At 69.2% G+C, this 15009-nt stretch carries 14 protein-coding genes; 9 read left to right on the top strand and 5 right to left on the bottom strand.

The features are described 5' to 3' along the window. Positions 1-157 precede the first annotated feature (157 nt). Positions 158-1363, bottom strand: coding sequence for a bifunctional phosphopantothenoylcysteine decarboxylase/phosphopantothenate--cysteine ligase CoaBC (coaBC, locus tag ABD974_RS04915; protein WP_345302178.1), 1206 nt, complete (start codon positions 1361-1363; stop codon positions 158-160). A 119-nt stretch (positions 1364-1482) separates the two neighbouring features. Between coaBC and radC the strand changes: the two genes are divergently transcribed. The 6 genes from radC (at position 1483) to ABD974_RS04885 (ending at position 6452) form a co-directional block, all read left to right on the top strand. Then, positions 1483-2157: a RadC family protein gene (gene radC / locus ABD974_RS04910; protein ID WP_345302177.1), complete on the top strand. Its 675-nt coding sequence runs from the start codon at positions 1483-1485 to the stop codon at positions 2155-2157. A 136-nt stretch (positions 2158-2293) separates the two neighbouring features. Continuing rightward, positions 2294-4015 (top strand): arginine--tRNA ligase, encoded by a 1722-nt coding sequence (gene argS / locus ABD974_RS04905; RefSeq protein ID WP_345302176.1) that lies wholly within the window; start codon positions 2294-2296, stop codon positions 4013-4015. Then, positions 4015-4767 carry an SPOR domain-containing protein gene (locus ABD974_RS04900; protein WP_345302175.1) on the top strand — a complete coding sequence of 251 codons (753 nt, stop codon included), beginning with the start codon at positions 4015-4017 and terminating at the stop codon, positions 4765-4767. The genes argS and ABD974_RS04900 overlap by 1 nt, the downstream gene beginning before the upstream one ends. A gap of 92 nt (positions 4768-4859) precedes the next feature. After that, the gene (locus ABD974_RS04895; RefSeq protein WP_345302174.1) at positions 4860-5174 is read left to right on the top strand and encodes a hypothetical protein; all 315 of its coding nucleotides are present in this window, start codon (positions 4860-4862) and stop codon (positions 5172-5174) included. A 34-nt stretch (positions 5175-5208) separates the two neighbouring features. Beyond that, a complete protein-coding gene (locus ABD974_RS04890) occupies positions 5209-5958 on the top strand; it encodes an SDR family NAD(P)-dependent oxidoreductase (protein ID WP_345302173.1) in 750 nt (249 codons plus the stop codon). Between the two features lie 2 nt (positions 5959-5960). Next, positions 5961-6452: a DMT family transporter gene (locus tag ABD974_RS04885; RefSeq protein ID WP_345302172.1), complete on the top strand. Its 492-nt coding sequence runs from the start codon at positions 5961-5963 to the stop codon at positions 6450-6452. Between the two features lie 14 nt (positions 6453-6466). On the opposite strand, the gene ABD974_RS04880 is transcribed toward ABD974_RS04885, so the two are convergent. The 4 genes from ABD974_RS04880 to ABD974_RS04865 all read right to left on the bottom strand — a co-directional run bounded on the left by ABD974_RS04880 (position 6467) and on the right by ABD974_RS04865 (position 11932). After that, entirely contained in the window at positions 6467-6724 is a 258-nt protein-coding gene (locus ABD974_RS04880) for a hypothetical protein (RefSeq protein ID WP_345302171.1), read from the bottom strand. An 80-nt stretch (positions 6725-6804) separates the two neighbouring features. Further along, positions 6805-7920, bottom strand: a complete 1116-nt coding sequence (locus ABD974_RS04875; RefSeq protein WP_345302378.1) for an acyltransferase family protein — start codon at positions 7918-7920, stop codon at positions 6805-6807. A 174-nt stretch (positions 7921-8094) separates the two neighbouring features. Further along, complete coding sequence (speA, locus tag ABD974_RS04870) at positions 8095-9984, bottom strand: arginine decarboxylase (RefSeq protein ID WP_345302170.1); 1890 nt, start codon at positions 9982-9984, stop codon at positions 8095-8097. 94 nt (positions 9985-10078) lie between these two features. Beyond that, on the bottom strand, positions 10079-11932 hold the full coding sequence (locus ABD974_RS04865; protein ID WP_345302169.1) for a M48 family metalloprotease: 1854 nt from the start codon (positions 11930-11932) through the stop codon (positions 10079-10081). Positions 11933-12038: 106 nt separating this feature from the next. On the opposite strand from ABD974_RS04865, the gene speE reads away from it, so the two are divergent. The 3 genes from speE (at position 12039) to ABD974_RS04850 (ending at position 14852) form a co-directional block, all read left to right on the top strand. Then, positions 12039-12887, top strand: coding sequence for a polyamine aminopropyltransferase (gene speE, locus ABD974_RS04860; RefSeq protein WP_345302168.1), 849 nt, complete (start codon positions 12039-12041; stop codon positions 12885-12887). A 105-nt stretch (positions 12888-12992) separates the two neighbouring features. Further along, positions 12993-13745, top strand: coding sequence for a phosphatase PAP2 family protein (locus ABD974_RS04855; protein ID WP_345302167.1), 753 nt, complete (start codon positions 12993-12995; stop codon positions 13743-13745). Positions 13746-13886: 141 nt separating this feature from the next. Beyond that, positions 13887-14852, top strand: coding sequence for a hypothetical protein (locus ABD974_RS04850; RefSeq protein WP_345302166.1), 966 nt, complete (start codon positions 13887-13889; stop codon positions 14850-14852). The last annotated feature ends 157 nt before the right edge of the window (positions 14853-15009 follow it).

Below are 15009 nucleotides of genomic sequence, written 5' to 3'. Positions count from 1 at the left end.
TTGCGCAATCACGCCACGCGAAAAACACCGTCATCCTCGCGAATGCGAGGACCCCACCATGGTCATCGATCAAGTCTGGGTCCTCGCTTGCGCGAGGATGACGATCCTTGTTGATCGGCGCCCTGCGCGGCTTGACCGCCGAACCGCTGCAACACCGTCAGCGCAGCCGCGCCTTCACCAGATCCAGCAGCGCATCCGCGAGCGCGGTCTTCGCCGCCGGGCCCAGCGCATGCGCGGTCGTGGCGTCGATGACGGTCAGCGCGTTGTCGTCGCTTTCGAAACCGCAGCCGGCACGACCGACCTGGTTCGCGGCGATCATGTCCAACCCCTTGCGCACCAGTTTGTCGCGGGCGTAGCGCTCGACATCGTTGGTCTCCGCGGCGAAACCCAGCACCACACGCGGCCGCAGCGCATGCGCGGCGACTTCCGCCAACACGTCGTGCGTGCGCACGAGTTCGACGGTGAGCGTCTCGCCGCCACCCTCGCGGGTCTTCTTGATCTTCTCGGCCGAGACGGTGCGCGGCGTGTAATCGGCCACCGCGGCCGCGCCGATGTAGATGTCGGCCGGCAGCGCGCCCAGCACCGCATCGCGCATCTGCGCGGCCGAACGCACGTCGATCCGGCGCACGCCCGGCGGCGTGGCCAGATGCACGGGACCCGCGACCATCACCACATCGGCGCCGCGACGCGCGGCGGCGGCGGCGATCGCGAAGCCCATCTTGCCGCTGCTGCGGTTGCCGATGAACCGCACCGGATCGAGATCCTCGAAGGTCGGCCCGGCGCTGATCAGCAGGCGACGCCCGGCGAGGTCGTCGCCGCCGGCCAGGGATTCGTCCAGCGCGGCGACGATGTCCGGCGGCTCGCGCAGGCGGCCGGGACCGAATTCGCCGCAGGCCTGGGCGCCGTCGTCCGGACCGATCACCTGCACGCCGCGGTCGCGCAGCGTCGCCACGTTGGCCCGTGTGGCCGGATGCAGCCACATGCGATTGTTCATCGCCGGCGCCACCGCGATCGGTGCGGTGGTGGCGAGGCAGAGCGTGCTGACCAGATCGTCGGCCAGACCATGGGCGAGCTTGGCCAGGATGTCGGCGGTCGCCGGCGCCACGACCACGCGGTCGGCCCAGCGCGCCAGTTCGATATGCCCCATCGCCGCCTCGGCCGCTTCGTCCCAGAGCGTGCCGCGCACCGGCACCCCGGACACCGCCTGCAGGCTGGCCGCACCGATGAAGCGCTGGGCATTCGCGGTCATCGCCACCTGGACCTCGGCACCGGCCTCGCGCAATCGCCGGACCAGTTCCACCGCCTTGTAGGCGGCGATCCCGCCGCACACGCAGAGCAGGATGCGTCGACCGGTCAGCGCCATCGCGGGGTTTTCCTACGTTCGAACAGGGCCACAGCTTACCCGATGCCGCGGCCGCGCCCGACAGCGCGGCCGCGACCGCGGCGCGATGCTGTCGCCAACGCCCACCTCTTCTCGCCGACATGCAGATCCGCGACTGGCCCGACAACGAACGTCCCCGCGAAAAACTCCTCCACCACGGCCCCACCGTGCTCTCCGACGCCGAGCTGCTCGCGATCTTCCTGTCTTCCGGAATGCAGGGCTCGGACGCGGTCTCCAGCGCGCGCCGCCTACTGAGCGTTCACGGCCCACTGCGCAGCCTGCTGGAGCGGACGCCAAGAGAGCTGCTGAAGCTTCCGGGCATCGGCCCGGCCCGCGCCTGCGCCCTGCTCGCGGCGCTGGAGCTGGGCAACCGCCATCTCGCGGCCGGTCTGGAGCGCGGCGAAGCGCTGACCGACCCGCAGGCCGCCGGCCGCTATTTCGCCCAGCGCCTGCGCGGATTGCCGCACGAGGTCTTCGCCGCCCTGTTCCTCGACACCCGCCATCGCGCCATCGCCTTCGAGGAACTGTTCCGCGGCACCGTCGACGGCGCCGAGGTGCATCCGCGGGAAGTGGTGCGCCGCGCGCTGGCCCACAACGCCGCCGCGCTGATCGTCGGCCACAACCACCCCAGCGGCAACGGCGAACCCAGCGCCGCCGACCGCGCCATCACCCTGCGCCTGAAACAGGCGCTGGCGCTGGTCGAAATCCGCCTGCTCGACCATTTCATCGTCGGCGACGGCGCCCCGGTGTCGCTGGCGGCGCGGGGGTGGGTGTGAGGGGGGGCGGACAGCCCGCGCTTGGAGTGCGCAAGCCGCGCGCGCGGCATCGATGTCGCGATACGTTGGGGAGCGCGGCAGGCGGGCTACAATGCCCAACCCTCGAAACACCGCCGATTTCAGGCGCAAATCCTCCGTGAAATCCCAGCTTCGCGCCCTGATCGAACAGGGCATCGCCAATCTCCGCGGCCAGGGCGTGCTGCCCGCCGATCTCGCCGTCCCGGACTTCGTGGTCGAGCGCCCGAAGGACCGCAGCCATGGCGACTTCGCCACCAACGCGGCGATGACCCTGGCCAAGCCTGCGCGCAGCAATCCGCGCGCGATCGCGCAGGCCCTGATCGACGCCCTGCCCGCGAACGACGACATCGCTTCGGTGGAGATCGCCGGCCCCGGCTTCCTGAATTTCCGGCTGTCCGCGGCCGCATGGCAGCGCCAGCTGCGCGCCGTCCACGTCCAGGGCGAGACCTACGGCCGCAACGCCAGCGGCGGCGGCCGCACCGCCGGCGTGGAATACGTCTCCGCCAATCCCACCGGCCCGCTGCACGTCGGCCACGGCCGCGCCGCGGCGATCGGCGACTGCATCGCCCGCGTGCTCGACGCCAACGGCTGGCAGGTGAAGCGCGAGTTCTACTACAACGACGCCGGCGTGCAGATCGAGAATCTGGCGAAGTCGACGCAGGCGCGCGCCAGGGGCCTGAAGCCCGGCGACGCCGGCTGGTCGGAGGATTTCTACCAGGGCGACTACATCGCCGACGTGGCCCGGGCCTATCTCGACGGCGCCGCCGTCGAACTGGACGGCCAGCAGGTCGTCGGTGCCGGCGACGCGGAGGACTACGACGCGATCCGCCGCTTCGCCGTGGCCTGGCTGCGCCGCGAACAGAATCTCGACCTCGCAGCATTCCGCGTGTCGTTCGACGTGTATTACCTCGAATCCTCGCTCTACGCCGACGGCAAGGTGGAAGAGACCGTGCGCGAGCTCGTCGCGCACGGCCACACCTACGAGGAAGGCGGCGCGCTGTGGCTGCGCAGCACCGACTTCGGCGACGACAAGGACCGCGTGATGCGCAAGTCCGACGGCACGTATACCTATTTCGTGCCGGATGTGGCCTACCACCTGACCAAGTGGCAGCGTGGTTACGAACGCGCGATCACCGAGCTCGGCGCCGACCACCATGGTTCGCTGGCGCGCGTCATCGCCGGCCTGCAGGCGCTGGACTGCGGCATTCCGCAGCAGTGGCCGGAATACGTGCTGCACCAGATGGTCACGGTGATGCGCGGCGGCGAGGAAGTGAAGATCTCCAAGCGCGCCGGCAGCTACGTCACCCTGCGCGATCTGATCGACGAGACCGGCGCCGACGCCGTGCGCTGGTTCCTCATCGCGCGCAAGCCCGATTCGCAGCTGGTGTTCGACATCGACCTCGCGCGCTCGCAGACGCTCGACAATCCGGTGTACTACGTGCAGTTGTCGCATGCGCGCACCTTCGGCGTGCTGCGCAAGATGAAGGACCGCGGGCTGTCGTTCGATCTCGACGCCGGGCTGGCGCAGCCGCTGGATCTCGACAACGCCGCCGTGCGCGACCTGCTGATCGACATCGCGCGCTTCCCGGAGATCGTCGAAGTCGCCGGCCGCGATCTGGAACCGCACCTCATCGCGGCCTACCTCGTGGACCTCGCGCAGGCGTTCCAGTCGTACTACAACGGCCACATCTTCCTGGTCGACGACGCCGACACCCGCAACGCGCGCCTCGCGCTCGGCACCGCGGTGCAGCGCGTGCTGGCGAACGGCCTGGCCCTGCTCGGCGTCTCGGCGCCCGAGGAAATGTTCTTCGCCGACGACGCGGCGACGGAGGCGGTCTGATGGCGGCGAAACGCGGCAAATCGCAGGCGAAGCGCAATTCCGGCGGCGGCGGTGGCGGCATGTCCGGCTGGGCATGGCTGGTGATCGGCCTGGCGCTGGGCATCGGCGTGATCCTGCTGGCGCCGAAATTCCTCGACGGCAAGGGCGCAGGCTTCTTCCGCGCCGATCCGAAGCCCGACGCGCCGACGGCGGTGGACGCCAACCCCGACGACGCGCCGCTGGTCGACGACAGCGGCCCGGCGGTGGCGCCGACCGAGCCCAAGGATGAGGACTACGATTTCTACACCCTGCTGCCGGGCGAAGAGACCGCGCTGAGCGATACCGAACTGGCGGACCGCGCCCGCGCCGAGGAAGCCGCGCGCCAGGCCGCGGAGCCGCAGACACCCGCACCGACACCGACCGCACCCGACGCCGCGACCGCGCCGGCCGCGATCGACGCGAAGACGCCGCCCGCAATCGACGCACCGGCTTCGACTCCGCCGAAGCCGGACACCGCGACCGCCGCCGAACCACGCGGCGATGCGCGTTACATCCTGCAGGCCGGCGCCTTCGCCGCCTCCGGCGACGCCGAAGCCTTGAAGGCGAAGATTGCCTTCCTCGGCCTCGGCGCGCGGGTCGAATCGGCGCAGATCCAGGGCAAGACCGTCTACCGCGTGCGCATGGGACCCTACGGCACCGCCACCGAACTGGCCGACGCCAAGCGCAAACTCTCCGGCGGCGGATTGCCGGCGATGGCGATCAAGGTCAAGTGAACGAAATGAGCGATGCGACAGGCGTCATCTGTCGCTGATCGCAACCCCTGAGACACCCGACCGGCATACTCCTCTCCCAACAGGAGAACGCCATGCTCGAAGCCGCCCTGTTACGACCGTCGCTGCTCAGGCCGGTCTTCGATCTTCTGCTCAGCCGCCTCGACCGCCGTCGTCGCCGAAGGCTTCGGCGTTGCGCCGACGCCGCATTGCGCGAGGCGATCCGCGAGCTGCTGCTCGCGCAGCCCGACGAACGCCGGGTCGAGGCGAAGATCGCCCAGGCCCGCGCCGCGGGCGCGCTGACCCGCGAGACGGCGCTGGCGGAAACGATGCTGGCGCGACATCGCGACACCCGCGCGAGCACGGCGGGCAAACTCCATCGCAGCCGGCGGCTGTCGCAGGCGGCATGAGCGCCCGCGGTCGCAGCGACGTTAGAATCGCCGCATGAAGACCATCCTCATCACCGGCGGTACCTCCGGCTTCGGCCGCGCCGCCGTCAAACGTTTCCATGGCGCCGGCTGGCGCGTGATCGCCACCGGCCGCCGTGCCGAGCGCCTCGATGCGCTCGCCGACGCGCTCGGCCGCGAACGCCTGCACACCGCCGCCTTCGACATCCGCGACGAGGCCGAGATGCGCGCCGCCATCGACGCGTTGCCGCAGGCGTTCCGCGACATCGACGTGCTGGTGAACAACGCCGGCCTCGCGCTGGGCACCGCACCGGCGCAGCGCGCGGATCTCGCGCAGTGGAAACAGATGATCGACACCAACGTCACCGCGCTGGCGACGATGACCCATCTGCTGCTGCCGACGCTGATCGCGCGCAGGGGTGCGATCCTCAACATCGGCTCGGTCGCCGGCAGCTATCCCTACACCGGCGGCAACGTCTACGGCGGCACCAAGGCCTTCGTCTCGCAGTTCTCGCTGGGCCTGCGCAGCGATCTGCACGGCACCGGCGTGCGCGTGACCAGCATCGAGCCGGGCATGGCGGAAACCGAATTCACGCTCGTGCGCACCAGCGGCGACCAGACCGCCTCCGACACCCTGTACAAGGGCGCCGAGCCGATCTCCGCCGACGATCTCGCCGACACCCTGTTCTGGATCGCCACCCTGCCCCCGCACCTCAACGTCAACCGGATCGAAGTGATGCCGGTGCGACAGTCGTTCGCGGGGTTCCAGGTGGCTCGCGAGCGCTGACGATGCATCTGCTGCTGCCCGCGCTGATGGCCCTGGCGATCGGCTTGATGCTGCCGCTGCAGGGGCTGGTGAACGCGCGCCTCGGCGCGCAGATCGGGGGCCCGATCGTGGCCGCCTTCGTCTCGTTCCTCGTCGGCACCGTGCTGCTCGGCGCCTATCTGCTGCTGACGCGCACCCCGCTGGCGATCGGCGGCGCGGGCAAGCTGCCGCCGTGGATCTGGACCGGCGGTCTGCTCGGCGCGCTGTACGTCGCCTGTTTCACGCTGCTGATGCCGCGCCTCGGCGCGGCCTCGCTGGTGTGCCTCGCGATTCTCGGCCAGGTCAGCGCATCGCTGCTGTTCGATCATTTCGGCGTGCTGCAGGAACCACGCCGCGCGGATCCGGTACGCATCGCCGGCGCGATCCTGATGATCGTCGGCGTGCTGATGGTGGCGGCGCCGTGGCGCAAGCCACCCTCCGCGGCGGAGATCGCCGCCGCACCACCCGCACCCTGAAGTCGCGACGCGGTTCAGCCGTCGCAGCCGGAATCCTGCACGCAGGCGACGTACAGCGGCTCGCAGAACGCCTGATCGCGGATCCGCAGACAGCTGTTGTAGCGATCCAGGCATTTGCGGAGCGCGTATTCGCACCACGGGTCGGACTGGGCGCTGGCCGCGATCGCGAAGGTGCCTGCGAACGCGATGGCGGCGACCGCGATCAACGGCGCGCGGCGACGGACGGAGTGGCCTGGATTGGAGTGGCGTGGATCGGACGCAGGTCTTTTCATCGTGAACGGTCCTTGTCGGCCCGGATCGGGCGCGTTCACGCTAACGCCGCACGTGCATGCACGGCAAGTGCATCGGGGGTTCAGGGCATCGACGGGGACGCAAGCGGTTTCGATGCGGCGCGAGACAGCCACCATCCCCGCAGCCGCAACCCCGGCCGTTCCACCGCGTAGTACAGCAGCGCCGCCGCGATCAGCGAGGCCAGACCATACGTCGCGAACGCGAAATAACCGCTGCCGATGCGATCCAGCGCGTCGCCCAGATGGGTCTGCACCAGGCCGTACACCGGCTTGTGCACGAGATACAGACTGTAGGACACCGCCGCCAGCCATGCGGCGCCGGGCACCGCGCGACGGCCGATCCAACTGCCGGTCTGCGCGCCGGCCAACACCAGCAACGCCAGCCCCAGCGACAGCACTGGCCAACCGATGCTGTTGCCGAGCAGACCGGTGCGTTCGCGGAACAGCCAGAAACTCAACGCCATCGTCGCCAACCCCGCAATCAGCACAGCGTTGGCGCGCGCGCCGACGCGGGCCCAGCTGTCCGGGCGATACGTCTTCCACATCGCGAGGATCACGCCGGCCAACAGGCCGTCGAGCCGGTTCCAGGTCGGGTAGTAGATGTTCTCGACGAACCAGTTGCGATCGGAACCCAGCGTGTCGAAATGCAGCCACGTACCGCTGCGCAACGCGATGCCGCCGACCACGATCGCCGCGGCCAGCGCGACGAACCCCATGGCAGAGGCGCGCTTCGCGAGCAGCCAGGCCAGCAGCGGAAATACCAGATAGAAGTGTTCCTCGACGCACAGCGACCACGCGTGCGAGAACGCGGCGCGGTTGCCGTAGTCGATCGACAGATTCACGAAGAAGCCGGCGAACTTCCACCACGGCTCCATGCCCGGCGCTTCGCGGAACGCGGGCCACAGCAGATACAGCGCCAGCACCGCCCAGAACGCCGGCAGGATACGGAAGGCGCGGCGCAGATAGAAATCGCCGAAAGACAACCGTTCGCCGCTCGCCAGCGGCTTCAACACCTGCGCGCCGATCAGGAAGCCGCTGAGCACGAAGAACAGATCCACGCCCATCCAGCCGTAGCGCTGCGCCCAGTCCCAGTCCTCGCCGAGGCCGCCGACGAGAAACGAATGGAACAGCATCGTCCACAGCACCGCGATGGCGCGCAGCAGATCCAAACCGGGCAGATGATCGCGAACGGCGCCGCGGCGCGTGCGCTCGATTGAAGTGCCGCTGTCCACCGCGCGTCGCCTTGCCGTTGATCGGGACGCGCACTGTAATCGACGGCGTGCGACGTGGGCGGCGCGATGCGGAGGTTACATCGCCCGCCCGATCCCGCGCCCGCAGTGCGGGCGGAACCGTCAGCCCAGCGGCTCGTCGCTCAGATAGGTGTACGCGGTGAGCCCGTTCTCCAGCGCCTCGTTCAGGCGCGCGGCCTCGCCCTTGCTCAGGTCCACGGCGCCGACCTTGGCGCGGTAGATGCGGCGTAGGTCTTCGAGCTTGTAGCCGACGTAGTCCAGCATCACGTCGGTGGTGTCGCCGCGACGCTGCTGGGTGACCTTGAAGCCGTCGTCGCCGACGCGCACTTCGATCGCGTCGGTATCGCCGAACAGATTGTGGATGTCGCCGAGGATTTCCTGGTACGCGCCGACCATGAAAAATCCGATCCGGTAGCGTTCACCCGGGCGCAGCCCGTGCAACGGCAGCGAGGTGTGCAGATCCTCGTTCTCGACGTAGGTGTCGATCTTGCCGTCGGAGTCGCAGGTGAGGTCGGCGATCACGCCGCGACGGTCCGGCGCCTCGTCGAGGCGCTCGATCGGCACGATCGGGAACACCTGGTCGATCGCCCACACGTCCGGCATCGATTCGAACAGGCTGAAGTTCACGAAGTACTTGTCGACCAGACGCTCGTTGAGCTCGTCGAGCAGGTCGCGATGGCTCTTCTCGTCGTAGGTCAGGCGCGCGCGCACCGCATGGGCGATGGCGTAGAACAGGTCGTCGAGGCGCGCGCGCGCGACCAGGTCGATCTGGCCCAAGGCGTACAGCGACAGGCCTTCGCTGTGGTGATGCTGCGCTTCGTGGAACAGTTCCACCGCCGGCCGCGTGTCCAGCTCGGCGTAGATCTCGCGCAGATGGCGGATGGTCGGGGCTTCGTCATCGTGCGCGGGCGGCACGCGGCCTTCCGGCGCGCGCTCGACTTCGGAGACGTTGGTGACCAGCATCGCGTGGTGCGCGGTCATCGCGCGGCCGCATTCGGTGATCACCCGCGGCGGTGCGATCCCGTAGGCCTCGCAGGCCTCGGCCAGCGGCTGGACGATGCTGGAGGCGTACTGGTGGATGCCGTAGTTGATCGAGCAATAGCTGCGCGAACGCGTGCCTTCGTAGTCGACGCCGAGGCCGCCGCCGACGTCGACGTGGGTGACGGTCGCGCCCAGCTTCGACAGTTCGACGAAATAGCGGGTGGCCTCGCGCATGCCGTTGGCGATGTCGCGGACGTTGCTGATCTGCGAGCCCATGTGGAAGTGCAGCAGGCCCAGGCAATCGCCCATGTCGCTGTCGCGCAGGGACTTCCACAGATCAAGCACCTGGCGCGGCGACAGCCCGAACTTGGCCTTGTCGCCGCCGCTGTTCTGCCATTTGCCGGCGCCCAGCGACGCCAGGCGCATGCGCACGCCCAGTCCCGGTTTCACGCCCAGCGCCTTCGCCTCTTCCATCACCAGCGGCAGCTCGGACGGCTTCTCGACCACGATGAAGGTCTGCAGGCCGAGCTTGCGGCCGATCAGGGCGAGACGGATGTACTCGCGGTCCTTGTAGCCGTTGCAGACGATCAGGCCGCCGGGACGGCTCAGTGCCAGCACCGCCATCAACTCGGGCTTGCTGCCGGCCTCCAGGCCGAAGCCTTCGCCCGCGTGCGAGGCGAGGGTTCCGGCGACCGCGGCGTGCTGATTGACCTTGATCGGATAGACCGCGGTGTAACCGCCGGCGTAGTCGAACTCCTGCTGCGCCTGCGCGAACGCCGCCTGCAGTTTGCCCAGACGGTCGCCGAGGATCTGCGGGAAGCGCACCAGCAGCGGCAACTTGGCGCCGCTGGCCTGCGCGGCATCGACCACCTCGGCCAGCGCCGCGCCCGGCGCATCCGGGCCGCGCGGATGCACGACGATGCGGCCCTGCGCGTCGACATCGAAATACCCTTCGGCCCAGTGCGGGATCGAATAGGTCTTGCGGGCGTGGTCGATCGACCAGGCGGTCATGGGCGGCGGTTCCGGGGATTGAGGGGACGCGCATTGTAGGGCGGGCTCAAGCCCGCCACACGATTCCGCTTGGGCTGCCCGTCGGCGATCCCGTTCAGCTTCCCCGCCGATACACCGGATCCGGACACTGTGCGCGGACGCGCCGTGCCTGGTCGCGATGGGCGGTGTCTGTGAACACGCTGACGCTGCCCGGCAGGCGCACGGCATCGACCACGCGCTTGAGGCCGGCGGCCTCGCTCGCGACCGAGCCCTGCCAGCGCACCAGCAGGGCGTAATGCGCCGGTTCGCCGGCCATGTCCAGACGTTTCCGCGCCAGCCAGGCAGCGCCGATCTGGCCGAACGGCGCCAGTGCCGCGCGCAGGGCGGCCAGCGCGGCCTCATCGAGATCGTGGGCGACGAGATCGTCGTCGGCGTCCACACCGGCACGCGCCGCCAGCGAGGCCGCCCGGTCGGCGAACTCCGCGCGCAGCGTCGCCAGCGCATCGGCCACGGCGGACGACAGCGTCCCGTCGCGGCCCCAGGCGTCCAGCTTTTCGAACACCGGGCGGATCGCGCCCGCATCCAGGGTCATCGCCCGCCGCAGATGCGCGGCGCCGGCCGCGTCGTCGCCCTCGATCCGCAGCACGCCGGCGCGGAACCATGCGTTGGCGTTGTCGGGCGCCAGTTCGAGCGCGCGTTCGTACAGCAGCGCGGCGTCGAATTCCGGCCGCAGACGGGCCACCAGACGGGCGTGTTCGAGACGTTCTTCGATGCTCCAGTCGCTGCGGCGTTCGAGCGCGTCCAGGCGTTCGCGATCGGCCTTGGCTTCGGCATGCGCGGCCGTCCACGGTGCGCGCATCTCCGCGCGCCAGGCGTCGTCGAGGCTGCGCTCGATCCGTGCCAGCGCTTCGCCCAGCATCGCCACCGCCGGGACGCCCGGCGGACGCAGCGCGGGCGGCGCGCCCACCGCGGCCACGCGCTGCGGCAGCGTGGGATGGGTGTCCTCCAGATCGTTCTCGCGTTCCGCGCTCGCCAGCAGTCGCGCCACATCCAGCGGCGGCGCCTCGCGCAACGCCGCCGCCAGCAGCGCGTGATAGGCCGGCGCCGGCTGCGGCTGCGCGCGCATCCGCGCCTCCATCCGCGGCAGGAATGCGCGCTGCAGCCATTGCGCGGCGTGCGCGACGCGCAGCAGCGCCGAGACACGCGCCTCGCCGCCGACCAGCCGGGTGCTGACCGCGTCGGCCTCGTATTCGTCCTCGCGCGCCAGCACGAAGCTGTAGGCGCTGAAATACGGCGCATACCAGCGGAAAAACAACAGCAGCGGCCGCGCCATCGCGTTGCCACCGTGCGCCAGGGCATGCGCCAGTCGCAGCCAGCTCAGCCGCACGCGATAGATCCATCCCGAAAACCGGCCGTGGCCATGACTGAAATGGCCGAATTCGTGGGCGATCACCGCGGCGAGTTCATCGCGGTCGAGCACGCGCATCAGCGGCAGGCCGATCACCAGACAATGCCGATGGCCGGCCAGCCCCAGCAGACGCGGCACGCTGGCCGCGCCGGCGTTGAAGTCGCCGTCGATGATCACCTCGTCCAGCTCCGGCGCGCCGGCGGCCAGACGCAGGCGTTCGATGTCCTCTGCCAGCTCGGGCGCTTCCTCGGGCCGCAGCCGGTGGCCGGGGATCGGCTCGAAGCGCAGCCACAGCGCCCGCACCACCAGCGCCGCGAACACCATCTGCGGCAGCAGCACGTACAGCGCCCAGCCGTCGATACCGCGGCCGGTGACCAGCAGGGCGATCACCAGGCCCACCGGCAGGCCCACCGCCAGCAGCACCAGCAGCGAGAGCACGCCGAAACCCAGCCCGGCCAACAGCGCCACCCGGGTGCGATAGGCCTGCGGCGCCGCCTTGGCCTCGGCGGCGAGGCGCTCGATCATGGCCCGGTAGCGCCGTTCCTGGGTGTTCGCCGACATGGGTTTCCTCTCGGGGGCGCGTCGCGCGCGGAGGGGCATCGTAACGGAAGCCCGCGACCCGCTCCGGTACAATGCCGCCCCCTTTCCTGCCATCCGGGACGCCGCCATGACCGAGACCACCTGGCATTACGAGAATTTCGAACCCGCCGGCTCGGCCATCGGCTACCGCATCACCCGCAAGCTGGACGAAGTGCAGTCGCCGTTCCAGAAGATCGAGATCTTCGAGAGCACCGACTGGGGCAACCTCATGCTCATCGACGGCGCGATGATGCTGACCACCCGCGACAACTTCCTCTACCACGAGATGATGTCGCACCCGGCGTTGTTCACCCACGCGGATCCGAAGAACGTCGTGATCATCGGCGGCGGCGACTGCGGCACCCTGCGCGAAGTGCTCAAGCATCCGGGCGTCGAAAAGGCCGTGCAGTGCGACATCGACGAGCAGGTCACGCGCATGGCCGAGAAGTGGTTCCCGGAGCTGTGCGACAGCAACCACGACCCGCGTGCCGAACTGCTGTTCGACGACGGCATCGCCTACATGGCGAACTGCGCGCCGGGCAGCCTCGACATCGTCATCGTTGATTCCACCGATCCGGTCGGCCCGGCCGAAGGCCTGTTCAACAGGGCCTTCTACGAAAGCTGCTTCCGCGCGCTGAAGGACGACGGCATCCTCGTCCAGCAGTCGGAATCGCCGCTGGTGCTGCTGGACCTGATCAAGGAAATGCGCGGCGAGATGGGCAAGGCCGGCTTCGCGAGCTTCCAGACGCTGCCGTTCCCGCAGCCCTGCTATCCGACCGGCTGGTGGAGCGCGACGCTCGCCAAGAAATCCGGAGGCTTCGACTTCCGCGACGCCGATGCCCGCGCCAAGGCCTTCGCGACGAAGTACTACAGCGCCGACATCCACAAGGGCGCGGCGACGCTGCCGCCGTTCGTGGCGGAGGCCCTCGGCGGATGACGCTGTGCCGGACGCTGCGCCGTCCGTAACGATTCGCTTACTTCGGTCTCATGCTGTCTTAAGCGCAACGGTCTAGAAATCCCGGCATCTCGCCGGGATTTCCACATGCACGACACGCTTTCCCATGTCGCGCCCGTCGTGGCGCCGCGGTCACTGCCCGCCGCGGGCGCGATCGACCTGCGCACCCATCTGGCCGCACCGCTGGCGCTGTTCGCCGTCGCGCTCACCCTGATCTGGGCCTACGGCCTGGATTGGCGCCTCGCCCACGGCCTCTATGCCTGGGAAGGCTATCGCTGGGTACTCAAGAAGGCGTTCCTGACCCAGCACCTGCTGCATCGGCTGGGCCACGACCTCAGCGTCGCCGCCTGGGCCGGCGTGTCGCTCGCATGGCTGGCGTCGTTCCGGCGCGACGGCCTGACCGCCTGGCGGCGCCCGCTGGGCTATCTGACCCTGTCGGTGCTGGTCTCGACCGCGCTGGTGGCCGCGATCAAGGCCGGCTCGAACATGGACTGCCCCTGGGACATCGACGGCCTCGGCGGCACCCGTCCGCATCTCGGCCTGTTCGATCTTCGCCCGGACTCTCTGCCCGACGCGTCCTGCTTCCCGGCCGGCCATGCCAGCGGCGGCTATGCCTGGATGGCGCTGTACTTCTTCTTCCTGATGACCCGCCCGCACCTGCGCTGGCGCGGGCTGGCGGTCGGAATCGTCGTCGGCGCCGTGTTCGGGATCGCGCAGCAACTGCGCGGCGCGCACTTCCTGTCGCACGACCTGTGGACCGCGGCGATCTGCTGGACGACGGCGCTCGGCCTGTTCCTGTGGCTGCGGCCGAAGACGAACATCGGCTCCGCCTCCCGGTGAGCGGCACGCGACTTCCGTTGTAACATCCGGCCCGATGCGCACCAGCGTGCGCATGGCACGGCCGGTACCGTCCGGCCTCCCGTCAACCCGACTTTCCTCGTCGCCGTGGCTGCAACAGCGCGTCCTTCGAACATCGATCGGTTGAACATCGCGCTGATCGTGGCGTCGATGCTGCTCGCCCTCCGCTGGCCGTTCGAAACCCTGCTGCTCGCCTACGCCGTGCTCGGTCCGTTGCACTACATGACCGAGATCTCGTGGCTGCACGACCGCAACTACTTCCTGCCACGGCGTCGCGACGCGTGGCCGCTGTGGGTCGGCGGCACCGCCCTGATCGTCGCGGTGATCGCGGCGGCCGAGGCGGATCGGGATGTACTGCGGCGCGCGGTCGAGAACGGCGCGCTGTTCGCGCTGTTCGGCTTCGCGCTGATCCTGCTGATCACGCCGGTCTGGTGGCGACGGCTGCTCGCGCTGGCGGCGCTGGTGCCGCTCTGCCTGTGGTTCGCGCGCAGCCTCGATCTGGCCGATTCGCTGGCGGGCTATCTGCCCACGGTCATCCATGTCTACGTGTTCACCGGGTTGTTCATGCTCGTCGGCTGGCTGCGTCGCCGCGGTCGCGACGGCGCCGTCGCGCTGCTCGCGTACGCGCTGTGCCCGCTGCTGTGCTGGCTGGCGCCGCTGGACTGGAGCGCCGCGGCGTCCGCCTGGGCGGAACGCGCCTTCGTCGGCACACTCGCCGGCATCAACACGCTCATCCTCGGCGACGCCGGTTACGCCATCGATCGCGCGCATGTGGTCGAACATCCCGCCAGCATCCTCGTCACCCGCGTGCTGGCGCTGGCCTATCTCTATCACTATCTCAACTGGTTCTCGAAGGTCGAGGTGATCGGCTGGGCGCGGATCTCGCCTGCCCGCGGCGCGCTGATCGTCGCGCTGTGGGTCTTCGCGGCCGGTTTCTATTTCGTCGATTACGCGCTCGGCTTCATGCTGCTGCTGACCTTGAGTTTCCTGCACGTGGTGCTGGAGTTTCCGCTGAATCACCGGGCGTTCCGGGAGATGTTCGGCATGCTCCGTCCGGGGGATCGGCTTTCCAATCAGCGAAGTCACTGATTCGGCGCCAACGATCCCGTCGCCATGCGTCTCAGGTAAAGCCTGGAACCTTTTCCGCGCTGGAGCGCGGGTGACTTTCTTTGGCGCAAAGAAAGTCACCAAAGAAAACACTCAGGTCCAATTCAAATCTGCCATCGGAATTATGGTCGGGATTTTT

The sequence above is a fragment of the Lysobacter hankyongensis genome, assembly GCF_039543145.1.
Lineage (GTDB): Bacteria > Pseudomonadota > Gammaproteobacteria > Xanthomonadales > Xanthomonadaceae > Lysobacter_I > Lysobacter_I hankyongensis.
This window is presented reverse-complemented; position numbering and strand designations above follow the sequence as displayed.